Here is a 23,690-nt window from a genome sequence, read left to right as displayed (position 1 = left end):
CCAACAAGCGCAGATAGCTCCTATTTTTATAGCAAACTCAGTACACCACAGCGCATCCGTCCTTGCGCGGATCGGAGCCTGCGATGTAGCTGTTGCCGCTCTTCAGCACCAGCTGGGCGCCGCCAAAGGCGAACACGCCGTTGCCCTCTTCCACCGTCACCTCGTGCCCGCGCGCGCGCAGCGCGGCGACCACGGCGGGGTCAAAGCCTGGCTCCACGGCCACGCCCTTGCCACCGGTGATGCGCCAGCGGGGCGCATCGGCCGCCGCCTGCGGGTTCTGGCCGTAGCGCAGCACGCGCAGCGCCATCTGCGTGTGGCCCTGGCTCTGCATGGGGCCGCCCATCACGCCAAAAGCCATCTGCGGCGTGCCGTCGGCATGCATGGCAAAGGCCGGGATGATGGTGTGCGAGGGGCGCTTGCGCGGCGCCACCTGGTTGGCGTGGCCCGGAGTCAGGTTGAAGCCGTGGCCCCGGTTCTGCAGGCTGATGCCCGTGCCCGGCACCACCACGCCCGAGCCAAAACCCATGTAGTTGGACTGGATGAAGGAGACCATCATGCCGGACGCATCGGCCGCTGCCAGGTACACCGTGCCGCCGGGGCGCGGCGCGCCATAGCCGGGGTCGCCAGCGCGTGTAGTGTCGATCAGCGCGGCGCGGCTGCGCAGGTAGTCGGGGTTCAGCAGCGCATCCGGCTTCACCGGCATGGCGTCGATGTCGGCGTTGTACTGGTGCAGGTCGGCGAACGCGAGTTTCATGGCCTCGATGCTGGCGTGCACCGTCTCCACATCGTCCACCGGGTGTGCGCCGATGCCATGCGCGTCGAGCATTCCCAGCGCCATCAGTGCGGCGATGCCTTGGCCGTTGGGCGGAATTTCGTGGATGACCGAGTCACCAAAGCGCTGCTGGATGGTGCCCACCCAATCGGCCTGGTGGGCGGCCAGGTCGGCCATGGTCATGGCGCCGCCGTTGGCTTGCGCATGCGCGGCGATGCGCTCGGCAATCACGCCCCGGTAGAAGGCCTCGCCCTCGGTTTCGGCGATCAGCTCCAACGTGCGCGCATGGGCTTCGCTGCGGAAGATTTCGCCCGCCTGGGGCACGCGGCCACCCAGGTAGTCAGGCATGAAGCACTCTGCAAACCCGGGCTGCGTGCCCAGCTTGGCCGCGCCCAGCGCCCACAGGCGGGCGATGGTGGGCGACACCGGAAAACCGTTGCGCGCGTAGTCGATGGCGGGCTGGGCCAGCTGCGCAAATGGCAGCTTGCCCAGGCGCTTGGACAGTGCCACCCAGGCCGACACGGCGCCCGGCACGGTGACGGCGTTCCAGCCCGTCTCCGGGATGCCGCCCAGCTTCTCGAAGTATTCAGGCGTCCACGCCGCAGGCGAGCGGCCCGAGGCGTTCAGGCCATGCAACTCCTTGCCATCCCACACGATGGCAAACCCGTCGCTGCCCAGGCCGCAGCCCGTGGGCTCCACCACCGTGAGCGCCATGGCGGCGGCAATGGCGGCATCCACCGCGTTGCCACCCGCCAGCAGCATGCGCAGCCCCGCCTGCGCCGCCAGCGGCTGCGAGGTGGAGACCACGTTGCGCCCCATGACCGCACTGCGGTTGGAGGCGTAGGGAAGGGACCAGTCGAGAGAATTGGAATTCATAAAGCGTGTGTCTCCAGGGCCCATGTCCGGTGAGCCAGACGCGGGTAGATCAGGCATGGCGCAGGCGAGAGACGCCGAGGAAGGGCCGCCCCGCACCGAGGGCGTCGTCCCCCTTGGGGGAAGGCGCCGAAGGCGACTCAGGGGGTTAATCAATATTTATTTTGTGCTGGCGAATCACCGCCGCCCAGCGGTTGCTGTCGGCCTGCACCATGCTGGCGAACTGCGCGGGCGTGCGCGGCGCAGCGGGCTCCACGCCCAGCTTGGCCAGGCTCTCGGCCACTTCAGGCGCCTGCACGGCCTTGGCAAAGGCCTTGTGCACCTTCTCGACCAGCGCGGGCGGCGCACCTGCAGGCAGGTACACACCAAACCAGGTCACCGACGAATAACCGGGCAGGCCGGACTCGGCCAGCGTGGGCAGCTCGGGCGCCAGGGTGCTGCGCTTCTCGCTGGTCACCGCGATGGCGCGCAGGCGTCCGGCCTTGGCGTGGGGCATGCCGGTGGGCAGGGAGTCAAACAGCACATGCGTCTGCCCGGCAATCAGATCAGGGATGGCCAGCGCCGTGCCCTTGTAAGGGATGTGCGTCATCTCCACACCCGCCTGGGCGCTGAAGGCGGCCGTGTTCAGGTGCACGATGGTGCCGTTGCCGCTGGTGGCGTAGTTGAGCTTGCCAGGGTGGGCCTTGGCATAGGCAATCAGTTCGCCCACGGTCTTGACGGGCAGCGAGTTGGTGACCAGCAAAACGCTGGGCGCGTCAGCCACATGGGCCACGGGCGTGAAGTCTTTGCGCGGGTCGTAGGCCAGCTTGGGCATCAGGTGGGGCGAGATGGCGTGCGTGCTGCTGGTGGTCAGTAGCAGGGTGTAGCCGTCGGGTGCGGCCTTGGCCGCCTCGGCCGTGCCCAGGGTGCCGCCCGCGCCAGGCTTGTTGTCCACCACCAGCTGCTGGCCCAGGTCGGCCGCCACGCGCTGGGTGACCACGCGGGCCACCAGGTCGGTCGCGCCGCTGGCCGGGAAGGGCACGATCACCCGCACGGGGCGGTCCGGCCAATTCGCTTGCGCGTGTGCGGCAGACGCCAGCACCAGCAGGCCGGCCAGGCCCCAGACACCACGGCCCCAGGAAAGTAGACGCATACAGAGCACTCCCGCAAAGAAATCGGACACAACAAAGGATGGAACCATCTTAGGAAGCTGCGCCTTGCTTGACCACCAGCATTTCAGCAACCTGCTTTGCCGCCACGGCAAACCGGCGCATACTGCGGGCTTCCCTCTGCCCCTTCCCCCATGCGCCCCCACCTGCTGCAAGACACCACCCTGCGCTACTTTCTGGCTGTGGCGCAGAGCGGTTCGCTCACCGAGGCCTCGGCCCGCCTGCATGTGGCCGCCTCGGCGCTGAGCCGCCAGATCGCGGGGCTGGAGGCGCAACTGGGAACGCCCCTGTTCGAGCGCCACCCGCGCGGCATGGTGCTGACGGCGGCGGGCGAGATCCTGGCGGTGCACGCGCGCCGCACCCTGCTGGACGCCGAGCGCGCGCTGGGCGAGATCGGTGCGCTGCAGGGCCTGCGGGCCGGGCAGGTGCGCCTGGCCACGTCCGACGCATTTGCCAACGAGCTGGTGCCACGCCTGTGCGTGGAGTTCCAGCGCACCTATGCCGGGGTGCAGTTCAGCGTGATCGCCCTGCCCACGGCCCAGGTGCCCGACGCCGTGCGCAGCGGCGCGGCCGACATCGGCCTGTGCTTCAGCCGCGCGCCGCACAAGGACATCGACGTGGCCTACCGCCAGAGCGCCCCGGTGCTGGCCCTGCTGCCGCCCGGCCACCCGCTGGCCAGCGCAGGCAGCGTGACCCTGGCGCAGATGGCCGCCTACCCGCTGGCCCTGCCCCCGGCCGAAACCACGGTGCGCCAGATGATCGACATCGTCTGCAGCCGCCAGGGCCTGCAGCTCGAAGCCGTGCTCATCAGCAACCATGCCAAGACGGTGGTCAACTTTGTGCAACTGGGCGGCGGGCTGTCGGTAGCCAGCGAGATCGCCGTGCGCCACCTGGTGGCCGAAGGCGCCATCGTGGCCCTGCCCATCAGCGACCCCGGCATGGACCTGCGCGACATCGAGATCCAGACCCTGGCCGGGCGCAGCCTGCCGGTGGCGGCGCAGGCGTTTCTGGAACTGCTCAAGGAACGGCTACAGCAGCAGTGGTAACGCTCAGCGTGACTCCCCACCGGGGTCACCGCGCACCAGCCCCAGACGAATCGGCCCGCCGGGCGCCGTTGCATTCACCGGGACACCGCTGCGTGTGACGCGCAGACGGCGCTGCTGCGCCAAGGCCTGCGCCACCTGCCGGACCTGGGGCATCTGTTCGCGCCACGAGTCGCCTTCGGGCGCCAGCGCACGGGCCACCTCCGAGGGGCAGATCGTTGCACCCTGTGACCGCTGCGCGAGCAGCGCGAAGATCTGCGCTTCGATGTCGGCGTCGGTCATGGCGGGCTGCCGTCTTGCAGAACGTCAGCGCTTTGCCGGACGGATCGCCAGCCGGGCATGTCCCGTTCAGTAGCCGTGCTGCTCGCGGAACGCGCGCGCCTTGCCAAAGTGCCCGTTGCCAATGAAGGGCACAGGGGGGCGCAGGGCCGACAGCGGCGAGGGGTGGTTGGACGTGAGCACGAGGTGCCCCCGGTCCTGCGGGATGAAGGCGCGCTTGGATTGCGCGTGCGAGCCCCACAGCATGAACACCACCGGGCGCGGGCCTTCGGCCACATGGCGGATCACGGCGTCGGTGAGCGCCTCCCAGCCTTTGCCTGCATGGCTGGCGGGTTGGCCCTCTTCCACCGTGAGGCCGGTGTTGAGCAGCAGCACGCCGTTCTGGGCCCACTTCACCAGGCTACCGCCCGGCGTGGGAAAGGGCGGAAACGGCACGCCCAGGTCGCGCTGCATTTCCTTGAAGATGTTCTGCAGCGAAGGCGGCAGGCGCACGCCAGAGGCGACGGAAAACGCCAGCCCCTCGGCCTGGCCCCGGCCGTGGTACGGGTCCTGGCCCAGGATGACCACACGCACGGCGTCGGGCGGCGTCAGCTCCAGCGCGCGCAGCGGCTGGGGCGGGAAGATCACCGCACCGGCACCCAGCCGATCCTGCAGAAAACCCTGCAGCGCCTGGCCCCGTGCGCCCGCAAAGTAGGCGTCCACCAGGGGTTGCCACCCGGGCGCCACGGGCCAGTGGGCCGGGTCCGCACTCTGGAGCTGGGTGGGGGTTTGCACGGGTGAATTCATAGTCAAAATGGCCTTCTGCGCGCTACAGAAAAGCGCAAGCAGCTATCAAAACAATAGTATTCAATACATTCACGCAAACAGCTTGGCCAGGGCAAGGCCCGGGTCATCAGCGCGCATGAAGGCTTCGCCCACCAGGAAGGCGTGCACACCCGCATCGCGCATGGTCTTCACATCGGCAGGCTTGAGGATGCCCGACTCTGTGACCAGCAGGCGGTCCTGCGGCACGTCTTTCAGCATGGAGAGCGTGGTGTCCAGCGTCACCTCGAACGTGCGCAGGTTGCGGTTGTTGATGCCGACCAGCGGGGTCTTGAGCTTCAGCGCGCGCTCCAGCTCGGGGCGGTCATGCACTTCTACCAGCACGGCCATGTCCAGGCTGCGGGCGATGGCTTCAAAGTCGGCCATCTGCGCGTCATCCAGGCAGGCCGCGATCAGCAAAATCGCGTCGGCGCCCATGGCCCGCGATTCGTAGATCTGGTACGCGTCCACCATGAAGTCCTTGCGCAGCACCGGCAGCAACGTGCTGGCGCGGGCTTGCTTCAGGTAGTCGGGCTGGCCCTGGAAGAACTGCCGGTCGGTCAGCACCGACAGGCAGGCTGCGCTGACCTTGCCGTCGCCTTCCATGTAGCTCTGGGCAATGTCGGCGGGCTCGAAATCGGCGCGCAACACGCCCTTGCTGGGGCTGGCCTTCTTGACCTCGGCAATCACCGCCGCCTGGCCTTTGGCGATCTTGGCGCGCAGCGCGCCTTCAAAGTCGCGTGTGAGCACGCGGCTCTCGGCATCGGCGCGCATGGCGGGCAGCGGCAGGCGCTTTTTGGCGGCTGCCACTTCTTCGTGCTTGACGGCCACGATTTTGTTGAGGATGTCGCTCATGGGGAAACCTTGGTTGTTGTGATCACGCGGCGGCGCCAGCCAGCGCGTGCGTGCGCGTGACCATTTGCTCCAGCTTGGCCAGCGCGGCACCGGAGGCAATGGCAGCGCGTGCCTTGGCAATGCCGCCAGGGATGGAATCGACCACATTGGCGGCGTACAGCGCCACACCGGCGTTCAGGCAGACGATGTCCTGCGCCGCGCCCGGCTCGCCCTTGAGCACGCCGATCAGCATCTCGCGCGATTGTTCGGGGGTTTCGACCTTGAGGGCGCGGTTGCTGGCCATACTGAGGCCAAAGTCCTCGGGGTGGATTTCGTATTCGGTGATCTGGCCGTTTTTCAGCTCGCCCACCAGCGTGGCGGCGCCCAGGCTCACTTCGTCCATGCCGTCGCGGCCGTAGACCACCAGCGCGTGTTCGGCGCCCAGGCGCTGCAGCGCGCGCACCTGGATGCCGACCAGGTCGGGGTGGAACACGCCCATCAAGATGTTGGGCGCACCCGCAGGGTTGGTGAGCGGGCCCAGGATGTTGAAGATGGTGCGCACGCCCAACTCCTTGCGCACGGGGGCCACGTTCTTCATGGCCGGATGGTGGTTGGGCGCGAACATGAAGCCGATGCCGACGTCTGCCACGCACTGTGCGATCTGCTCGGGCTTGAGGTTGATGTGGATGCCCAGGGCTTCCATCACATCCGCGCTGCCGCTTTTGCTCGACACGCCGCGCCCGCCATGTTTGCTGACCTTGGCGCCCGCAGCGGCGGCCACGAACATGGAGCAGGTGGAGATGTTGAAGGTGTTGGCGCCGTCGCCGCCCGTGCCCACGATGTCCACCAGGTGTGTGCTGTCGGGCACGTGGACCTTGGTGGAGAACTCGCGCATCACCTGCGCGGCGGCGGTGATCTCGCCAATGGTCTCCTTCTTCACGCGCAGGCCGGTGATGATGGACGCCGTCATGACGGGCGACAGCTCGCCGTTCATGATCATGCGCATCAGATGCAGCATCTCGTCGTGGAAGATTTCGCGGTGCTCGATGGTGCGCTGCAGCGCTTCCTGGGGGGTAATGGGCATGACGGTGTCTCCAGTGATTTATGCGGAGGGCTGGTCCGTCAGGGCCAGCTTGAGTCCGAAGCCGATGAACATGGCACCCGCCACGCGGTCCAGCCAGTGCATGCCGCGCTGGATGACGCCAGCGCGACGCGCCATCCACGATGCGGCCAGCGCCCAGCCCACGTTGACGGGGATGGCGTTGATGTTGAACAGCACGCCCAGCAATACAAAAGCCAGCGCCTTGTTGTCGGTGCCCGGCGCGATGAACTGCGGCACAAAGGCCAGGAAGAAGATGGCGACCTTGGGGTTGAGCACATTGGTCCAGAAGCCACCCAGGAACACCTTGCGCAGCGGCGTGTGCTGCGCTGGTGCGGCCTGCGCCGCCACCAGGGCAGCGCTGCTGCCTCCGTCGGCAGCGGGCTTGGACAGCAGCATGCGCACGCCCATCCACATCAGGTAGGCAGCGCCCACCCACTTGAGCACGGTGAACGCCGTGGCCGAGGTGGCCAGCAGCGCCCCAACCCCCACCGCCGCAGCAAAGATGTGCACAAAACACCCGGCCGTAATGCCCAGCCCCGCCACGATGCCCGCACGGGTGCCAGAGCGCAGCGCGTTAGTCACGATATAGAGCACATCAGGGCCCGGCGTGAGGTTCAGCAACCAGCCTGCGGCGATGAACATCACCAGCTGGTGGGCGTCGATGAAGTTCATGCGCGCTGCTCCAGAAAGTTCTTGAGCATGGCGTGGCCATGTTCGGTGAGGATGCTTTCGGGGTGGAACTGCACGCCTTCGATGGGCAGCGTCTTGTGGCGCACGCCCATGATTTCGCCGTCATCGGTCCACGCCGTCACCTCCAGCACATCGGGGCAGGTGGCGCGCTCGATGGCCAGCGAGTGGTAGCGGTTGACGGTGAACTTCTCCGGCAGGCCCGCAAACACGCCCTTTTGTGTGGTGGTGATGACGCTGGTCTTGCCGTGCATCAGCTCCTGCGCGCGGATGATGGTGCCGCCGAACGCCGCGCCAATGCTCTGGTGGCCCAGGCACACACCCAGAATAGGCAGCTTGCCGGCAAAGTGCTGGATCGCAGCCACCGAAATGCCTGCCTCGGCGGGCGAGCAAGGGCCGGGTGAAATCACCAGGCGGTCGAGCTGCCCAGCATTCAGGCGTGCTTCGATTTCGGCCACGGTGATTTCGTCATTGCGGAACACCTCCACCTCGGCACCCAGTTCACCGAAGTACTGGACGATGTTGTAGGTGAAGCTGTCGTAGTTATCGACCATCAAGAGTTTTGTCATGCGGCGCTCCCGGCAAGGGCGGGCTCGCGCAGACGGGCGAACTCGCGGTGTTCATAGGCAATGCAGGCTTCCATGAGGCTGCGGTAGATGGCTTCCATCACATCGGCGTCGCCGCCTTCGGCCTGGGCGCGTTCGCGCACGCGGGCCACGATGGCTTCGATGCGGGCTTCGTCGCGCACCTGTTCCACACCCTGCTTGATGCGGGCGGCCTGGGTCATGTAGCCCACACGCTCCACCAGCAGGGGCACCAGCACGTCGTCCAGCGCGTTCACTTCGCGGCGCACGTCCTGCATGGTGTTGCAGGGTTTGACCTTCTCGATGGCTTTGGGGGTGCGGGTCGTCATTCCAGGCCCTCCTCGACCAACTCTGCAGCGCGCAACAGTGCGCGGGCCTTGTGTTCGGTTTCCTTCCATTCCAGCTCGGGCACCGAATCGGCCACCACACCCGCAGCAGCCTGCACATAGAGCGTGCCGTTCTTGATGATGCCGGTGCGGATGGCAATGGCCACGTCCATGTCGCCCGCGTAGCTCAGGTAGCCACACGCGCCGCCGTACAGGCCGCGCTTGGTGGGTTCGAGCTGGTCGATCAGCTCCATGGCGTGCACCTTGGGCGCGCCGGTGAGCGTGCCTGCGGGGAAGGTGGCCTTGAGCACGTCCATGCTGGTCATGCCGTCGTGCAGGATGCCCTCCACATTGCTCACGATGTGCATCACGTGGCTGTAGCGTTCCACGGCAAAGGCCTCGGTCACCTTCACGGTGCCGGTCTTGGCGATGCGGCCGATGTCGTTGCGTGCCAGATCGATGAGCATCACGTGCTCAGCGCGTTCCTTGGGGTCGTTGATGAGTTCAACCTCGGTGGCCTTGTCCTTCTCGGGCGTTGCGCCGCGCGGGCGGGTGCCAGCCAGGGGGCGGATGGTGACCTTGGTGCCTTCGTCGGTTTTTTCCTGGCGCACCAAAATTTCAGGGCTGGCGCCCACCACGTGGAAGTCGCCAAAGTCGTAGAAGTACATGTACGGCGACGGGTTCAGCGAACGCAGCGCGCGGTAAAGGGAGAGGGGGCTTTCGGTGTAGCGCTTGTGGATGCGCTGGCCCACCTGCACCTGCATGAAATCTCCGGCAGCAATCAGCTCTTTGGCGCGGTCCACGGCGGCCAGGTAGTCGGCCTTGGCAAAGTCGCGTTGGGCGGGGTGGCTTTCGGTGGCCTTGACCACGGGGGCGCTCACCGAATACTTGAGCTGTTCTTTCAGCTCGCGCAGGCGCTTCTTAGCCTTGGCATACGCCTCGGGCTGGGCCGGGTCGGCATACACGATGAGGTAGAGCTTGCCCGAGAGGTTGTCGATGACCGCCAGCTCCTCGCACTGCAGCAGCAGGATGTCGGGGCAGCCCAGGGTGTCGGGTGGGCAGGTGGTTTCGAGCTTTTTCTCGATGTAGCGCACCGCGTCGTAGCCGAAGTAACCGGCCAGGCCGCCGCAAAAACGCGGCAGGCCGGGGCGCAGGGCCACCTTGAAGCGTTTTTGGTAATCGGCAATGAAGTCGAGCGGGTTGCCCTGGGCGGTCTCGACCACCTGGCCGTCGGTCACCACCTCGGTGCGCGCTGCGGCCCCGAAGCCGCTGGCCCGCAGCAGGGTGCGGGCGGGCAGGCCGATGAAGCTGTAGCGCCCAAAGCGCTCGCCGCCCACCACGGATTCGAGCAGGAAGCTGTGCTTGCCGCCGTCCTTGGTGTGCGCCAGCTTCAGATAGAGCGAGAGCGGGGTTTCCAGGTCCGCAAAGGCCTCGACCATGAGCGGAATGCGGTTATAGCCTTCGCTGGCCAGGCTTTTGAATTCAAGTTCTGTGATCACGGGGAGGGCTCCCAGCAGTCGCAGCGCGTGTCCCAGTGCAATGAAAAAGGGGCGCTGCGGTCCATTCAATCGGCCTCACCGCATCAGGGTAGAGGCCACGGGTGCACGCTGGGGCGTCGTCGGCCCAGGTGCCATCAGGCGTTCAAAGAGACAGGCTGACGCCAGGGCCAGGCTCCCCGGTCGCTGCAACCTGTGATGAACACGTGGTGAATGAACATGGGCCAAAGTGTAGCAAAGCTTTTTTGGCGGACCGATTTGACGGGCCGCAAGACCGAGATCGCACAACCGCTCGAAAACCCTGTTGCGGGCCGCCGGGAGCGCTGCAACAATTAGAAACGAACGACCGTTCTTTTTTAGGAGCTGTGCATGAATTTCCTCCAGCGATGCGCTTTGATGGCCGGTGCCTGCCTGCTGGCAGCCACCGCCACCGCCCAGCCCATCACCGTGTCCGATGTGAAATACGAAGAGACGGCCAACCTGAGCGGCAGCACCCTGCAACTCAACGGCGCAGGCGTGCGCTACAAGGCCGTGTTCAAGGTCTACACGGCGGGCCTGTACCTGGAGAAGAAGGCGCACACGCCCCAGGACATCGCGGCCCTCAAGGGCCCCAAGCGCATGAGCATCACCATGCTGCGCGAGATCGATTCCACCGAGCTGGGCAAGCTGTTCTCGCGCGGCATGGAGGACAACATGGACCGCGCAGCGTTTTCCAAGCTGATCCCCGGCGTGCTGCGCATGAGCCAGATCTTCTCGGACCACAAGAAGCTGGTGGCCGGCGACCAGTTCCAGATCGACTGGATCCCCGGCACGGGCACGGTGATCACCGTCAAGGGCAAGCCGCAGGGCGAGCCCTTCAAGGAACCTGAATTCTTCAACGCGCTGCTGGGAATCTGGCTGGGCAACACACCCGCCGACTGGAAGCTCAAGGACGCCCTGCTGGGCAAACCCGCCTGAGAGGGCGTGACCCCCATCAAGCCCGAACGCCCCCTACGGACAAACCCCGACGCTCACAGTCCCCTGGCTGTCACTCGCCCGACACCAGCAAGCCGGGCCGGGGCGTACGCTGAGGCTTGTCCTTGGCCTCTCTTTTTTCTTCGCCGCCCTTCCTGTTCCGTTCAGCCCACTCGCCGCCACGCAGGCGCCCGCACCCGGGCCCTTCGCAACGCGTGCTGTCTGGGCCGCCCTCGCCCCCAGCTCCCTGCCCTTTTCCGCGCCTGACATGACCATGAAACTCAGCAATCTCTCCGTCGGCCTGCGCCTGGGCGCATCCTTTGGCGCCATCCTGCTCATCACTGCCCTGATCGCGGCGACCGGCATGTGGCGCATTGCCAGCCTGCAAGGCGCGAGCGAGCGCGTTGCCACGCAAGAAATCGAGCAGCAGACGCTGGTCGAAGACTGGGCCTCGGACATCCGCCTGAACTGGGTGCGCACCGAGGCCTTCCTCAAGGCCATCGACCGGGACTACATGGACAAGCTCACGGCCGACACCCAGGCCACCGCCACGGGCATGGAGGCCAAGGTCAAGCGCATCGAGGCCCTGGTGCAAGGCGAGCAGGCGCGGGGCCTGCTGGCCGCCATTGCCACGGCGCGCCAGGCCTATAACGACAAGCTCGCAGAGATTCGCGAACTTCACCGGGGCGGCGAGCCCAACGTGCCCGCCATGGTGGACAAGGACCTGCGCCCGCTGGCCGACAAGTACCTCAAGTCGCTGGATGACCTGCGCCGGGCCATGGGCACCCAGCTCACCGAGAGCCAGGCCGACACCTCCGCCCTGGCCCGTGCCAGCCAGGTGCTGCTGGGCGTGGGCACGCTGATTGCCGTGGCGCTGGGTGCGCTGCTGGCCTTCACCGTCACGCGCTCCATCGTGCGCCCCGTGCAGCAGGGCAAACAGGCTGCCGAGAACATCGCCGATGGCGACCTGACCCACCCCATCAACGCCAGTGGCAATGATGAAACCGGGCAACTGCTGCAGGCGCTGGCCACCATGCAATCGCGCCTGGCCTCCATCGTGGGCAATGTGCGCCACAACGCCGAGGGCGTGGCCACCGCCAGCACCGAGATCGCCTCGGGCAACAACGACCTCTCGGCCCGCACCGAGCAACAGGCCAGCGCACTGCAGGAGACGGCTGCCTCCATGGAGCAACTGGGCTCCACCGTGCGCCAGAACGCCGACAACGCGCGCCAGGCCAACCAGCTGGCGATGAGCGCATCGACCGTGGCCCAGCAGGGCGGCGATGTGGTGGCCGAGGTGGTGGACACCATGAAGGGCATCAACGACAGCAGCAAGAAGATCGCCGACATCATCAGCGTGATCGACGGCATCGCCTTCCAGACCAACATCCTCGCGCTGAACGCGGCTGTGGAAGCCGCCCGTGCAGGCGAACAAGGCCGGGGTTTTGCGGTGGTGGCGGGCGAGGTGCGCAGCCTGGCCCAGCGCAGTGCCGAGGCGGCGAAAGAGATCAAGGGCCTGATTGGCACCAGCGTGGAACGTGTGGAGCGCGGCACGGCCCTGGTGGACAAGGCGGGCGCCACGATGAGCGAAGTGGTCGCCTCCATCCGCCGCGTAACCGACATCATGGGCGAGATCAGCGCCGCCAGCAGCGAACAAAGCCAGGGTGTCTCGCAGGTCGGCGAGGCCATCACCCAGATGGACCAGGCCACGCAGCAAAACGCCGCCTTGGTGGAGCAAAGTGCCGCCGCCGCCGACAGCCTCAAGACGCAGGCGGGGCAACTGGTGGATGCCGTGGCGGTGTTCCGCCTCTCGGACAGCGCCGCCCGCCACAGTGGCTCCGTGCCTGTGCCGGGCAGCGCCCCCGCAGCATCGCGCCTGGACTACCGCAGCGTGGCGCCGCGCCAGCTGACTGCCTGAACGCCTGCCCGCAGGGCGGAACTCAGGTCAGCTGCACCAGCGAGTCCACAAAACCATCGGCATCGACGGCCCGCACGGGTTGGCCGTGGTTGTAGCCGTAGGTGACCAGCACAACCGGGCACCCTGCGGCCCGCGCCGCCTGCGCGTCGTTACTGGAATCGCCCACCATCACGGTGCGTGCAGGGATGGTGCCCAGCGCCTCGCAGGTCTTGAGAAGGGGCAGCGGATCGGGTTTCTTGCGCTCAAAGGCGTCGCCCCCGAACACACACTGGAAATACCCGGCCAGCCCCTTGGACTCCAGCAGCGGCAGCGCAAAACCCGTGGGTTTGTTGGTCAGGCAAGCCAGGCGCAGGCCTTGGGCACGCAGCGCCTGCAGGCCCGCCACCACACCGTCATACACCCCGGCAAACTGGCCATTGATTGTCAGGTAGTGGCGCTGGTAGCTGGCCCAGGCCGATGGGTACATTTCTTCAACTTTGATAGCAACATTATCAATACCATCGCGCGGGAGCACGTGTTTCAGCACCGATCGCAGCAAATGCTCCGAGCCTTTGCCCACCATGGACTCGATGGAGCCCGCGTCGATGGGAGGCAGGCCCAGGTCCTGCAGCATACGGTTGAGTGCTTCGCTGAAGTCACCCAATGTGTCCACCATGGTGCCGTCCAGGTCGATGATTGCGGCGTCCACGCGGGACGGGGAAAGCGGGATAAGGTTCACAACAGGCGGATGAAGGGGTTTGGAATGTCCTGCATGGTAAGGGCGCCACCCTCATCCACCCGTGTGGATGGCATCCGCCTGGTAGATGGCCATCTGCGGGCTGGCGTCGCAGAGTCCGGCAATGGCATGCGCAAACTTCCGCGAGGCCTCCAGCCGGAAGTGGGCCTGCAGCGTGGCCATGTCGCCCCAGCGTTCTACAAACACGAAGCGCAGCGGCTGCAACACGTCGCGGCTGACTTCGTGGGACACACATCCAGGCTCCGCACGGGAGCGCAGGACATGTTCCACGGCCAAGTGCTCCACTTTAGCTTCCGTGTCTGGGCGTGCGATGGCGTGGCCGGTAACGATGATCATGGTCTTGCCTTGTGGTGGGTGGGGATGCCCGGATTATTCCGCCAAGCCCCAATCACCGCAGACTCAGCGTCTGCCGCTTCCAGGCCGGGTCTTGCCAGCGCTGGAACAGGGGCAGCGCGGTCACATCGCCGGTCACGCGCTCGGTGGTCAGGCCATCCAGCCGCACCACTTCAAAGCTCTTGCGGTAGCGGCCCTGGCCCCGGGCTTCGCGGGCCACCAGCATTTGCTGGCCGCCGGGCACCCAGCCCGCCCATTCAGCCACGCCGGTCTCGGGCGTGGTGGCAGCGGGGGGCAGCACATCGGCCAGCCAGCCGCCTTCGGTTTTGCGCAGCACCCACAGCTCGCGCCAACCTTCCATCGGTTGCACCGCCAGGGCCACGGCCGTGCCTTCGCGGTTGGTGCTGGCCGATGCGGCCCACACCACGCCGTAGGTGCAGCGGCGCAGCAACGGGGCCTTGGCGTTGTGCTGCGCGTCCACCAGCAGCACGCAGGTTTCGCCCGGGGCGCCGGGTTCGGTCAGCAGGGTGGGGCGGGCGCCGGCGGCGGCCGTGGTCGCTACAGCAGGCACCAAGGCCCAGCGCACGGCGCTCACGCGCATGGCGGCGTCGTTGTAGGCGGCCTGGTCTTCGTCGGGCAGTTCGGCCTTGCTCACGCCGCTGAGTTCCGTCAATGCGCGGGCAGCGGCAGCGGCCACCGCGGGGTCGGCAACGTTCTTGCGCGCCTGTTGAAAGGCGGCGGCGCCCCACACGCTGGCGCGGCGCATTTGCACGCGGTTGCGCAGGTAGCCAGGCAGGTTGGCCACGTCCACGCGCTCCAGCACCTCTGCCTGCCAGGTGGTGACCTTGGCACGTTCGTGCGCGGGCAGGTCGGGGTTGATGCACTCGGGGCGGGTCAGCGCCAGGGCGGCGCGGGCGCGCTGCTCAGCATCGGCCACGGGCATGGCCAGCAGGCGGCGAAAGGCCTCGCCCTCGTAGCAGACCTGCATGCGCCCTTCGACCTCGTAGGTGGCAAAGCGCACGCCATAGCCGTTGGCCACATCCAGGTGGGCCGACAGCGTGGCGCCCGAGGCCTTGCCCGGCACAGCCACCGAGGCGCGGCGGGCCAGCCGGTCTGCAAAGGTACCCAGCGCGTCGAAGGCCTGCGCGCCCTCCACGCCAGCCAAAGCCTTGGCGGGCGCGGCTTGCAGGTAGGCGGCAGTCATGCCAATGCCCAGCGCCTCGGCGCCCGGCGCGTCTTGCACAAAGCGCATCACGGCCAGCAGCGCGGGGCCTTCGGCCTCGGTCAGGGCCACGCGGCGCACATCGCTGGCGCGGATGAAGCCACCGCGCTCGCGCTTGTGGTCCCACACCTGCAGGTAGTCCAGGCGCTCGCCGCGCACTTCCAGCACTTCGCCCTGCCACAGGCTGGCCTGCTGCTGGGCGCCGTCGCGCGGGGCGGCGCGCAGGCTGGCCTGGTCTTGCACCACGATGGCGCTGCCCTGGGCGTTGGGAGATGGCTGTGGGGCGGCCTCGGCCGCCACGGTCACTGCGGCGCTGGCGACGGCGGCCAGCAAGGTAGCGAGGGTGGCGTTCATGTTCACTGCTCCACGGCTTGGGTGGTGGTGGCATCGTCGGCCACGGCTGCAGCCTGGGCGGCACCGGCCTGGGCATTGCGGTTGCCGCCCAACAGCGCGGCACCGATGAAGTCGCCATTGGTGGGCGGGGGCGCGATGATGACCTGGATCTTGTCCGAGAGCTTGTCGGCCAGCGTCTTCTGGATGAGCAGCGGGTGCTTGGTCACCAGCGCGCCTTCGCGGGCCATTTGCTCGGCGTTGACCTTGCCCACGCGGTCCATGCGATAGGCCTCGGCTTCGGCCAGCTTCTGGCGGGCATCGGCCTCGCCGTTGGCTTCGATGCGGCGGGCCTGGGCGTTGCCTTCGGCGGCCTTCACACGGGCCACGCGCTCGGCTTCGGCCTCCAGCTGGCGCTGCTCGATCTGGCGCTGCTTGAAGGGCAGCACATGCTTCATGGCTTCTTCCTGGGCCTTGGCGGCGATGACCTGCTCGCGGGCGGCGGCTTCGGCAGCCACTTCGCGGCGTACCTTGTCGGCGTTGGCGTCCAGCTCAGTTTCTTTCACGCGCTTGTCTTTCAGCTCCAACGTGTAGCGCATTTTTTCGGAGGCCAGCTCTTCAGCCAGCAGGCTGTCCATGCCCCGGCGGTACTCGGCAGGCAGGTCTACCTTGCCAATCTGCAGGCTGCGCAGCGTGACGCCATCGGCCGCCAGACGGGCGCGCAGTTCGGTTTCGATGATCTGCGCAATCTCGGCGCGCTTGGACGAGAAAATTTCACGCACCGTGTAGCGGGCAAACACCTTGTAGACCAGGCCTTGCACAGCGGGCTCGACGATGTCGGCGCCCACGTTGTCGGGCAGGTTGCCAGCCTTCACCGCGGGCGAGTTGGGGTCCAGCGCATAGCGCACGCTCAGATCCAGCCCCAGCGACAGGCCTTCGACCGACTGGAGCGGCGCGCTGCCCGTGGCCTGGCGCATGGCTTCGGGGCGGTAGCTCTGGTCGCGCAGCGTAAACACCCGCACCGTGTGCAAGCCGGGCACCACCCACACGCTGCCATCGCGCCACAGGCTCACAGAGCCGGTGAACTGGTTCAGGCGCACACCCAGGTCGCCTTGCGCCAGGTGTTGCACGGGCGGATTGCGATACACCATCAGGCCCGCTGCAGCCACCACGGCACCAGCGGTCAGCCAGCGCACCGTGCGGGCCGTGGGCAGCAGGTAAGCCCAGTTCAACGGGGTGGCCGATACGGTGCCCGTCGTGGGAGGGATGCCTTGCAGATCAGCGTCCATCACGGGTTCCGTGCCCGCCTCAGGCAAGGGGGTAGAGCGACGGCCCTTCAGGGTCTGCACGATGCGGTTCCAGGTGGTTTTCATGGTGTTTCTCTCTCAGGTGGTTTCGGTGTTGTTGTCGGTTCTGAGCAGTCAAAGTGGCTGACTCATTGAGGACCGATTGTTCGGATCCACCCCGGAAGCAACAATGCAGCGCAGCCCCCAATGCGCTCACACCGCCCGCACGAACCTTCCGGCCCCGGAAGAAAAACTCACACCGGCCCGCGCGGGGCGCCGGGATAATCCGTCCACCTCCTACTGCCCGCCCTGCCCATGACCCGCATTGCCGTGATCGAAGACGACCTGCCCACCAGCAACCAGTTGGCCGGGTGGATACGCAGCGCCAAGAGCGGCATCGTCATCGACCAGTGGTTCACCCGCGACGAGGCCGAGACCGCGCTGGCCCGCGAGCACTACGACGCCGTAGTGCTGGACATCGAACTGGGCCGCGAGCGCCATGCGGGCGTGGCCCTCATCAACGCTATCAACAAGCTGCGCCAGGGCACGCCGGTGCTGGTGGTGTCAGCCATGCCTGCAGCCATTTACCGCAGCATCATGAAAGCGCTGGACGCGTGGGACTACCTGCAGAAAACCACGTTTGAAGAGGCCGATTTCATCGAGACCTTTCTCGACATCCTGCGCACCACGCAGGCGCAGGCCCCGGCCAGCGCAGCCCCTGCCCCGGTGGGCGACGCACTGGTGCTGGACCCGCTGTGGCAACGCACCCCCACCTGGCGCGGCGAGCGCATCAACCTGCCCCTGACGGCCCAGCGCATCCTGGCCACGCTGCACCAGCGCAGTGGCGAGGTGGTGTCTTACGACGAACTGTTCGAGGTGGTGAAAAGCGGCCGCAACCGCGACAACGTGCGCAAGCATGTGAGTACCATCCGCGAGGCGCTGCGTGAAGTCGATCCTGGGTTTGAGGGAATAGAAAACGTGCCCATGCGCGGTTTCCGCTGGACGGGAAGGTGAACACCCCCCTGAGGCCCTGCGGGCCTTCCCCCCGCTCTCGCATGGCTGCGCAATGCGGGCAGGGGGACGCCGCCAGCGCGGCGGGGCGGCCCTTGCGCGGCGACCCTGGCCTGGGCCGCGCCAGTTTTGGCCGCCCTGCACGGTACTTTCACGCGAGAGGAATGGAGTGAAACGCCTACTGCACCCCGCACTTGAAATATCACGCCTGGAAATGCCCCGCCTGGGCCTGCCTGCGTTTCGCCTGCGCATCTTGGTGCGCAGTGTGTTTGTGCTGCTGGCCCTGGCCACAGTGGCGCTGAGCGTGGTGGTGCTCAAGGACGAAAAAGAGCGCGCCTGGCAGGCCTACCAGCATGGCTTTGTGCGCAGCCAGGCCGAGGTCATGGCGCGGCTGCGCCATCCCTCGGGCCAGTTGGCACTGCTCAACGCCAGCCACCTGGGCCAGGGCGTGACGCCGCTGGCGCCGCTGCTGCTGCCCTACGCAGCCATCGACTTTGACGACCCGCAAAAATCGCAGCAGGCGGTGGAGATGGCGGGCTGCTCGGTGCAGTATCCCGATGGGGCCTCGGTATGCGCGGCGATTGGCAACAACCCGTACGCGGGCGGCTTCATTTACCTGGTGGGCAGCTTTTATTCGGGCGAGTTGACGCCCCGCGAGCGCGGCGCACTGGTGCCCGCCGAGGCGCACCGTGCGCGCATCAGCCTGGACATGCGCGGCGCCACCTACCGCTGGATTGCGCCGTACGAAGCCATGCCCCCACAAGGCAGTGCGGCGGTGCGCGGTCGGCTCACGGGGTTTGTGGACACCGGCGCACCGCAGCTCGATGCCCGTGCACGGCCCGTGCGCGACTTTCGCGGCTGGCTGTGGCAAAACGGCCAGTGCCGTGATCTGCCGCCAAACCCCATCAACCAAGCCTCCACTGGCACCTCTGCTGGCGCCCTCACTGGCGAGGCTGCAGCGACAGACTGCCTGCGCCGCACCCACTACTCGATCCGCCTGCCCGTCGAGCTGTTCCGCGAAGCGCTGTTCCGCAAGGACGAGCGCCTGGTCTGGCCGCCCGAGGATCTGGGGCAAATGCGTGTGCGGGTGGAGATGCTGGCGCCGGGCGAAGACGCCAGGCCGCTGTTTGATAGCAACGCGCCCGGTGCGCAATTGGCCGCATCGCTGGGCGACCTCTCGCGCAGCCTGCTGCCGGGCGAGCGGGTGCAGATCCGCAAAATGGGCAGCGACGAGGCCAGCGCCATCACCCTCAAGGGCGTCGAAGTGCAGGCCGAGCCCTCAGCGCCCTGGCTGCTGCGCCTGATCCGCTGGCTGCCGCTGGAAGCCGCAGGCGTGGGCCCGGCGGCGGTAACACCCGTAGCGCCCACGGGGCTGGATATTCTGGACACGCCTACCGGCAACTATGTGGTCAATTTCACCGGCCACCTGCGCGGGGTGGAGCAGGGCCTGGCTGCTGTGGCCACGCGCCTGTCGTGGTACCTGGGCGCCATGCTGGGGGCGATTGCGTTGGCCTGGCTGGTGGTGGAAGTGGGCCTGATCCGCCGCGTGACGGCCCTCACCCGCCGCGCCGCTGCGGTGTCATACAACGTGCAGCCCGGCCACACCGGGCCCCGGTTGGGCGACCTGGACGTGTCCGACCTGCGCGGATCGGACGAGCTGGGCATTTTGGCTGGCGGCCTGGCCGACCTGCTGCAGCGCGTGAAGGACGACCTGCAACGCGAACAACTGCGCGCCCAGCAAGAGCGCGACATGTGGCACGCCGTGGGGCACGAGATCATGTCGCCCTTGCAGTCTCTGATGGCGCTGAACGGCCCGCAAGACCCCGGCAACCGCTACGTGCAGCGCATGCAGCAGGCCATCCATGTGCTCTATGGCACTGCATCGCCCGCCGAGGCGCTGCAGGCTGCCGATGTGCCCGAAGGGCGGCTGGACCTGGATGCCTTCTTGCGCAACGTGGCCGACAACGCGCACTTTGCAGGCATCATGAATGTGGTGTATGCACCAAGCACTGACCAGCCAGGCCCGGTGATCGTGCGCGCCGACGAGTTTGCACTCGAAGACGTGGTGACCCACATCCTGCGCAACGCCGACCGCTACCGCCCCACGGGCAGCCCGATCACGCTGACGCTCACCGCATCAGAATCCACCGCCAGCGCCACGCTGCACAACCAGGGCTCGACCATTGCCGAAGACCTGCTGGAGCGGATTTTTGAACTGGGCGTATCAGACCCCACCAGCCCCACACCTCTGGGTGAGGGCGAACACAGGGGCCAGGGCCTGTTCGTGGCCAAGACCTACATGGCCAAGATGGGTGGCACCATCAACGCCCGCAACACTGAGGGGGGCGTGGCGTTTGTGCTGACATTCCAGCGGCTGGGATAGCACCACCGCCCGTGGTGGGCTACCCAGTACCGCCTCAACCGGCCCTCAGGCAGCCAACTGCACGCGCATGGCGTCGATCACGCCCTGGTAGTCAGGCTTGCCAAAAATTGCGCTGCCCGCCACAAAGGTGTCGGCGCCCGCATCGGCCACGCGGCGGATGTTGTCGGTCTTGATGCCGCCGTCCACTTCCAGGCGAATGTCCTTGCCCGAGGCGTCGATGCGCTTGCGCACGGCTTCGATCTTGCGCAGGGCCGAGTCGATGAAGCTCTGGCCGCCAAAACCAGGGTTCACGCTCATGATGAGGATGAGGTCGATGTCGTCGATCACCCAGTCCAGCACATCCAGCGGCTCGGCCGGGTTGAACACCAGGCCGGGCTTGACGCCCTTGGAGCGGATGGCCTGGATGCTGCGGTGCACATGGCCAGAGGCGTCGGGGTGGAAGCTGATGTAGTCCGCACCCGCATCGGCAAACGCGGCGGCCAGGGCGTCCACAGGCTGGATCATCAGATGCACGTCGATCGGCACGGCCACGCCCGCAGGGGTTTTGGCATGGGGCTTCAGGGCCTGGCAGACCATGGGGCCAAAGGTGAGGTTGGGCACGTAATGGTTGTCCATCACGTCGAAGTGGATCCAGTCGGCGCCAGCGGCAATGACGTTGCGCACTTCTTCACCCAGGCGGGCAAAGTCGGCAGAGAGGATGGAGGGGGCGATTTGGAATGTGCGGCTCATCCCCCAATTGTCGCAAAGCGCAGAAAGCGTGGGGCTTTGGGGGCTGCAAGTCCCCAGAAAATGGGCCTGCAGCGTTACCATTCGCCCCATGCCAAAGCACCAGTTTGACGTGGAAGTGCTGCCCGAATACCTGCCCGAGCAGTCTGCGCCGGACTCCGGGGTGTTCAGCTTCGCCTACACCATCACCATCACCAACTCCGGGGAAGAGCCTGCGCAGCTGATCTCCCGGCACTGGATCATCAGCGACGCCCGGGGCCACACCGAAGAGGTCAAGGGCCTGGGGGTGGTGGGACAGCAGCCACTGCTCAAGCCCGGCGAGTCGTTCCAGTACACCAGCGGCTGCCGGCTGCGCACCGCCAGCGGCACCATGCATGGCACCTTCCACTGCGTGGCCGAAGATGGCGCGCCCTTCAACACCCCTGTGCCCCTCTTTGTGCTGGAAGCATTGGGCCAAGGACCTTCAGGCAATCCTCTGAGCGGTCGGGTGCTCCATTGAGCACGCCCAAAGACCTGGCCAGCCTGCTCGCAGCGCTGGACCCTGCAGCCGAGCTGGCCCACCGCCACCTGTGGCTCATCAATCTGCTGGACTGGGTGCGCGGAAAGCGCGACTCGGTGCCCGCATCACTGGAGCGGGTGCAGCTGTTCCTGGACACTGTGGCGGCCCGCCCAGACACCCAGCAGCGGCTGCAGGCCTGGTGGGCCACGCTGGTGGACCAGGTGGACATCACCACCCTGCTGGCCGATTTTGGTTTTGCGCCCCGCACCGCCCTGGCCAGCGAGGTGGCCGAGCGGCTGCGCACCAAGCTGCTGCCGGGCAGCCCCGAGACCATCGATGCATCCGAGCTCTTCATGCTGGCGTTGCCCAGCGCCTTTGACGCGCAATGGCTGGCTGCACTCGACGAAACCCAGCTCAACCGCCTGGTCGGCCTGCTGGCACCCGCCGACACCGAAGGCCCCACCGGCGGCGCCACGCTCTGGCACCGGGCCTTGCTGGATGCCATCACCTACTGCGCAGGCCAGATCCTCTCGACCGGTTTCGCCCCAGAGCTGCGGCTGCGCATGACCGAATCCGCGCGCGAAGGCCAGCCTTTTCACGCCCTGATCCGTGACGTGGAAAGCCTGCGCGTGGAAGTGCTGCACGCACTACGCACGCCCGACCGCCTCAACGAGTGCGCCCAGCGCCTGCGCGAGCGACTGGAGGCCTGCCGCGCCGCAGCAGCCACCGTGTACGCACACTTTGAACAGAACGGGATCTCGGTGGGGCTGGTGTTTCGCCTGCGCCAGCTGCGCGAGCGCATCCTGCGTGTGCGCGAGCTGCTCGACTGCCTGCTGTCGCCCAAACCGGCCGTCACCGCCGCACGCCTCATGGCGCACCTGGTGATGGTGGGGCAAGAGCGGCGCAGCCTGCGTGCCCTGTTCGCCGCCAACTCCTCCCTGCTGGCGGCCAAGGTGGCTGAGCGCAGTGCCGAAACCGGCGAGCACTACATCACCCGCACCGGTGCCGAATACAGCTCCATGCTCAGAAAGGCGGCAGGCGGTGGTGCACTGATGGCCTTCACCACCATGGCCAAGTTCGGCCTCTATGCCCTGGCACTGTCAGCGTTCTGGGGTGGGTTCATGGCAGGCGTCAACTACGCCGTGAGTTTTGTGCTGATCCAGCTGCTGCACTTCACGGTGGCCACCAAACAGCCCGCCATGACAGCGCCCGCCATGGCGGCCAAGCTCAAGGAGCTGGGCTCGGGCGATGCCATCGAGTCCTTTGTGGACGAGATCACGCACCTGGTGCGCTCTCAGGTGGCGGCCGTGCTGGGCAATGTGCTGGTGGTGTTCCCGGCCGTGCTGGCATTGGCCACGGCAATTGCGCTGGCTACCGGAGGCCCGGCCATCAGCGAGAAGCAGGCCGAGCATGTGTTCGAGTCCCTGCACCTGCTCGGCCCATCGCTGTTCTTTGCAGCCTTCACCGGGGTGTTGCTGTTTGCGTCCAGCATCATTGCGGGCTGGACGGAGAACTGGTTCGTGCTGCACCGCCTGGACTCGGCCATGCACTACAACCCGCGCATCACGCGGCTGCTGGGGGCCGAGCGCGCCACACGCTGGGCCCGCTTCCTGCGCGAGAACCTCTCGGGTTTTGCGGCCAACATCTCGCTCGGTTTCATGCTGGGCCTGGTGCCCGTCTTTGCCGCATTCTTCGGGTTGGGGCTGGACGTGCGCCACGTCACGCTTTCCACGGGCCAGGTGGCTGCCGCCAGCGCCACGCTGGGCCTGCAGGTGCTGCAGATGCCCGCCTTCTGGTGGGCCGTGGCCTCGCTGCCGTTCCTGGGGGCATTGAACGTGTCGGTGAGCTTTTACTTGGCCTTCCGCCTTGCGCTGCGCGCCCAGAACGTGAGCGGCGTGGACCGCTCGCGCATCTACGCGGCCATCCGCGCGCGCATGCGCACTGCGCCGCTGAGCTTCTTCAAGCCCGCGCGCAACACACCCGCCAGCGCTTCTTAGAGCCTGTTCAAGGTCTTGTTGGGGTCGCACAAGTGCCTTGCCGGGATGGGATGCAAGGCGCGGTGTGCAGTGGATAGCACGGCTATCCACAAGCGCCGCAACGCCGCAGACCGCCCGGCAAGGCACTTGCCCGAAGGGTTGGAGTGAAATCGGGCGATTGGAAGCCTCGGGTGCTTGCATAGGTACGAGCCCATGCGGTGCATCCGAAGCATCCACGCATCCCGATTGCACTCCAATGCGATCTCCAAAAAGACTTTGAACAGGCTCTTAGTAGCAAGGCCGGCCGCAGCAAGCACCGCCCCTGTCCTACACGGGCGATGTGTTTCCGCCTGTAAATTCGGGGGACTACT

22 protein-coding genes are annotated in these 23,690 nt (G+C 66.8%); 7 read left to right on the top strand and 15 right to left on the bottom strand.

What is annotated here, in order from left to right:
* Window positions 1-37: 37 nt before the first annotated feature.
* Together AvAM_RS13350 and AvAM_RS13345 are read right to left on the bottom strand one after the other, a co-directional pair.
* On the bottom strand, window positions 38-1,648 hold the full coding sequence (locus tag AvAM_RS13350) for a gamma-glutamyltransferase family protein (RefSeq protein ID WP_137747526.1): 1,611 nt from the start codon (window positions 1,646-1,648) through the stop codon (window positions 38-40).
* A gap of 145 nt (window positions 1,649-1,793) precedes the next feature.
* Complete coding sequence (locus tag AvAM_RS13345; protein ID WP_056647910.1) at window positions 1,794-2,777, bottom strand: tripartite tricarboxylate transporter substrate binding protein; 984 nt, start codon at window positions 2,775-2,777, stop codon at window positions 1,794-1,796.
* A gap of 150 nt (window positions 2,778-2,927) precedes the next feature.
* Between AvAM_RS13345 and AvAM_RS13340 the strand changes: the two genes are divergently transcribed.
* Window positions 2,928-3,839, top strand: a complete 912-nt coding sequence (locus AvAM_RS13340) for a LysR substrate-binding domain-containing protein (protein WP_137747525.1) — start codon at window positions 2,928-2,930, stop codon at window positions 3,837-3,839.
* A gap of 3 nt (window positions 3,840-3,842) precedes the next feature.
* Here the strand turns inward: AvAM_RS13340 and AvAM_RS13335 are convergent, their stop codons facing one another.
* The 8 genes from AvAM_RS13335 to trpE form a co-directional block, all read right to left on the bottom strand.
* Window positions 3,843-4,118, bottom strand: a complete 276-nt coding sequence (locus AvAM_RS13335; protein WP_137747524.1) for a DUF3253 domain-containing protein — start codon at window positions 4,116-4,118, stop codon at window positions 3,843-3,845.
* A gap of 66 nt (window positions 4,119-4,184) precedes the next feature.
* Window positions 4,185-4,901: a uracil-DNA glycosylase gene (locus tag AvAM_RS13330; protein WP_137747523.1), complete on the bottom strand. Its 717-nt coding sequence runs from the start codon at window positions 4,899-4,901 to the stop codon at window positions 4,185-4,187.
* A gap of 69 nt (window positions 4,902-4,970) precedes the next feature.
* Window positions 4,971-5,771, bottom strand: coding sequence for an indole-3-glycerol phosphate synthase TrpC (trpC, locus tag AvAM_RS13325; RefSeq protein WP_137747522.1), 801 nt, complete (start codon window positions 5,769-5,771; stop codon window positions 4,971-4,973).
* Window positions 5,772-5,793: 22 nt separating this feature from the next.
* Window positions 5,794-6,834, bottom strand: coding sequence for an anthranilate phosphoribosyltransferase (gene trpD / locus AvAM_RS13320; protein ID WP_137747521.1), 1,041 nt, complete (start codon window positions 6,832-6,834; stop codon window positions 5,794-5,796).
* 18 nt (window positions 6,835-6,852) lie between these two features.
* Window positions 6,853-7,524, bottom strand: coding sequence for a LysE family translocator (locus tag AvAM_RS13315; protein WP_137747520.1), 672 nt, complete (start codon window positions 7,522-7,524; stop codon window positions 6,853-6,855).
* Window positions 7,521-8,108, bottom strand: coding sequence for an aminodeoxychorismate/anthranilate synthase component II (locus tag AvAM_RS13310; RefSeq protein ID WP_137747519.1), 588 nt, complete (start codon window positions 8,106-8,108; stop codon window positions 7,521-7,523). Before AvAM_RS13310 ends, AvAM_RS13315 begins: the two co-directional genes overlap by 4 nt.
* Window positions 8,105-8,452, bottom strand: a complete 348-nt coding sequence (locus AvAM_RS13305) for a chorismate mutase (RefSeq protein ID WP_137747518.1) — start codon at window positions 8,450-8,452, stop codon at window positions 8,105-8,107. Before AvAM_RS13305 ends, AvAM_RS13310 begins: the two co-directional genes overlap by 4 nt.
* Window positions 8,449-9,948 (bottom strand): anthranilate synthase component I, encoded by a 1,500-nt coding sequence (gene trpE / locus AvAM_RS13300; RefSeq protein WP_137747517.1) that lies wholly within the window; start codon window positions 9,946-9,948, stop codon window positions 8,449-8,451. Before trpE ends, AvAM_RS13305 begins: the two co-directional genes overlap by 4 nt.
* 366 nt (window positions 9,949-10,314) lie before the next feature.
* Here trpE and AvAM_RS13295 point away from each other — a divergent pair, with 366 nt between their 5' ends.
* Window positions 10,315-10,902, top strand: coding sequence for a chalcone isomerase family protein (locus tag AvAM_RS13295; protein ID WP_137747516.1), 588 nt, complete (start codon window positions 10,315-10,317; stop codon window positions 10,900-10,902).
* 271 nt (window positions 10,903-11,173) lie between these two features.
* Complete coding sequence (locus AvAM_RS13290; protein WP_137747692.1) at window positions 11,174-12,817, top strand: methyl-accepting chemotaxis protein; 1,644 nt, start codon at window positions 11,174-11,176, stop codon at window positions 12,815-12,817.
* Window positions 12,818-12,839: 22 nt separating this feature from the next.
* On the opposite strand, the gene gph is transcribed toward AvAM_RS13290, so the two are convergent.
* The 4 genes from gph to AvAM_RS13270 all read right to left on the bottom strand — a co-directional run bounded on the left by gph (window position 12,840) and on the right by AvAM_RS13270 (window position 16,811).
* On the bottom strand, window positions 12,840-13,505 hold the full coding sequence (gph, locus tag AvAM_RS13285) for a phosphoglycolate phosphatase (RefSeq protein ID WP_283202040.1): 666 nt from the start codon (window positions 13,503-13,505) through the stop codon (window positions 12,840-12,842).
* Window positions 13,506-13,586: 81 nt separating this feature from the next.
* Window positions 13,587-13,889, bottom strand: a complete 303-nt coding sequence (locus tag AvAM_RS13280) for a putative quinol monooxygenase (RefSeq protein WP_137747514.1) — start codon at window positions 13,887-13,889, stop codon at window positions 13,587-13,589.
* Window positions 13,890-13,941: 52 nt separating this feature from the next.
* Window positions 13,942-15,462, bottom strand: coding sequence for a hypothetical protein (locus AvAM_RS13275; RefSeq protein WP_249368130.1), 1,521 nt, complete (start codon window positions 15,460-15,462; stop codon window positions 13,942-13,944).
* A gap of 2 nt (window positions 15,463-15,464) precedes the next feature.
* Entirely contained in the window at window positions 15,465-16,811 is a 1,347-nt protein-coding gene (locus AvAM_RS13270) for an SPFH domain-containing protein (RefSeq protein ID WP_137747513.1), read from the bottom strand.
* A gap of 228 nt (window positions 16,812-17,039) precedes the next feature.
* Here AvAM_RS13270 and AvAM_RS13265 point away from each other — a divergent pair, with 228 nt between their 5' ends.
* Together AvAM_RS13265 and AvAM_RS13260 are read left to right on the top strand one after the other, a co-directional pair.
* Window positions 17,040-17,738: a response regulator transcription factor gene (locus AvAM_RS13265; RefSeq protein ID WP_137747512.1), complete on the top strand. Its 699-nt coding sequence runs from the start codon at window positions 17,040-17,042 to the stop codon at window positions 17,736-17,738.
* Between the two features lie 166 nt (window positions 17,739-17,904).
* Window positions 17,905-20,118, top strand: coding sequence for a HAMP domain-containing sensor histidine kinase (locus tag AvAM_RS13260; protein ID WP_137747511.1), 2,214 nt, complete (start codon window positions 17,905-17,907; stop codon window positions 20,116-20,118).
* Between the two features lie 45 nt (window positions 20,119-20,163).
* Here AvAM_RS13260 and rpe read toward each other — a convergent pair whose 3' ends face one another.
* The gene (gene rpe / locus AvAM_RS13255) at window positions 20,164-20,847 is read right to left on the bottom strand and encodes a ribulose-phosphate 3-epimerase (RefSeq protein ID WP_137747510.1); all 684 of its coding nucleotides are present in this window, start codon (window positions 20,845-20,847) and stop codon (window positions 20,164-20,166) included.
* A gap of 88 nt (window positions 20,848-20,935) precedes the next feature.
* Between rpe and apaG the strand changes: the two genes are divergently transcribed.
* Entirely contained in the window at window positions 20,936-21,343 is a 408-nt protein-coding gene (apaG, locus tag AvAM_RS13250) for a Co2+/Mg2+ efflux protein ApaG (protein ID WP_137747509.1), read from the top strand.
* Complete coding sequence (locus tag AvAM_RS13245) at window positions 21,340-23,340, top strand: site-specific recombinase (protein ID WP_137747508.1); 2,001 nt, start codon at window positions 21,340-21,342, stop codon at window positions 23,338-23,340. Before apaG ends, AvAM_RS13245 begins: the two co-directional genes overlap by 4 nt.
* Window positions 23,341-23,690 lie beyond the last annotated feature (350 nt).

The organism is Acidovorax sp. NB1, assembly GCF_005405905.1.
Classification (GTDB): Bacteria; Pseudomonadota; Gammaproteobacteria; order Burkholderiales; family Burkholderiaceae_C; genus Acidovorax.
The sequence above is the reverse complement of the archived record's forward strand: the minus strand, read 5'-3'. Positions and strand labels throughout refer to the sequence as shown.

What these genes read in the sequence shown, in the direction of transcription:
- AvAM_RS13315 (WP_137747520.1), bottom strand. Translation starts at nt 7,524, where the DNA reads ATGAACTTCATCGACGCCCACCAGCTGGTGATGTTCATCGCCGCAGGC.
- apaG (WP_137747509.1), top strand. Translation starts at nt 20,936, where the DNA reads ATGCCAAAGCACCAGTTTGACGTGGAAGTGCTGCCCGAATACCTGCCC.
- AvAM_RS13310 (WP_137747519.1), bottom strand. Translation starts at nt 8,108, where the DNA reads ATGACAAAACTCTTGATGGTCGATAACTACGACAGCTTCACCTACAAC.
- AvAM_RS13345 (WP_056647910.1), bottom strand. Translation starts at nt 2,777, where the DNA reads ATGCGTCTACTTTCCTGGGGCCGTGGTGTCTGGGGCCTGGCCGGCCTG.
- AvAM_RS13280 (WP_137747514.1), bottom strand. Translation starts at nt 13,889, where the DNA reads ATGATCATCGTTACCGGCCACGCCATCGCACGCCCAGACACGGAAGCT.
- AvAM_RS13305 (WP_137747518.1), bottom strand. Translation starts at nt 8,452, where the DNA reads ATGACGACCCGCACCCCCAAAGCCATCGAGAAGGTCAAACCCTGCAAC.
- AvAM_RS13270 (WP_137747513.1), bottom strand. Translation starts at nt 16,811, where the DNA reads ATGAAAACCACCTGGAACCGCATCGTGCAGACCCTGAAGGGCCGTCGC.
- AvAM_RS13350 (WP_137747526.1), bottom strand. Translation starts at nt 1,648, where the DNA reads ATGAATTCCAATTCTCTCGACTGGTCCCTTCCCTACGCCTCCAACCGC.
- AvAM_RS13290 (WP_137747692.1), top strand. Translation starts at nt 11,174, where the DNA reads ATGAAACTCAGCAATCTCTCCGTCGGCCTGCGCCTGGGCGCATCCTTT.
- AvAM_RS13265 (WP_137747512.1), top strand. Translation starts at nt 17,040, where the DNA reads ATGACCCGCATTGCCGTGATCGAAGACGACCTGCCCACCAGCAACCAG.
- trpC (WP_137747522.1), bottom strand. Translation starts at nt 5,771, where the DNA reads ATGAGCGACATCCTCAACAAAATCGTGGCCGTCAAGCACGAAGAAGTG.
- AvAM_RS13335 (WP_137747524.1), bottom strand. Translation starts at nt 4,118, where the DNA reads ATGACCGACGCCGACATCGAAGCGCAGATCTTCGCGCTGCTCGCGCAG.
- AvAM_RS13275 (WP_249368130.1), bottom strand. Translation starts at nt 15,462, where the DNA reads ATGAACGCCACCCTCGCTACCTTGCTGGCCGCCGTCGCCAGCGCCGCA.
- trpD (WP_137747521.1), bottom strand. Translation starts at nt 6,834, where the DNA reads ATGCCCATTACCCCCCAGGAAGCGCTGCAGCGCACCATCGAGCACCGC.
- AvAM_RS13330 (WP_137747523.1), bottom strand. Translation starts at nt 4,901, where the DNA reads ATGAATTCACCCGTGCAAACCCCCACCCAGCTCCAGAGTGCGGACCCG.
- AvAM_RS13340 (WP_137747525.1), top strand. Translation starts at nt 2,928, where the DNA reads ATGCGCCCCCACCTGCTGCAAGACACCACCCTGCGCTACTTTCTGGCT.
- AvAM_RS13295 (WP_137747516.1), top strand. Translation starts at nt 10,315, where the DNA reads ATGAATTTCCTCCAGCGATGCGCTTTGATGGCCGGTGCCTGCCTGCTG.
- rpe (WP_137747510.1), bottom strand. Translation starts at nt 20,847, where the DNA reads ATGAGCCGCACATTCCAAATCGCCCCCTCCATCCTCTCTGCCGACTTT.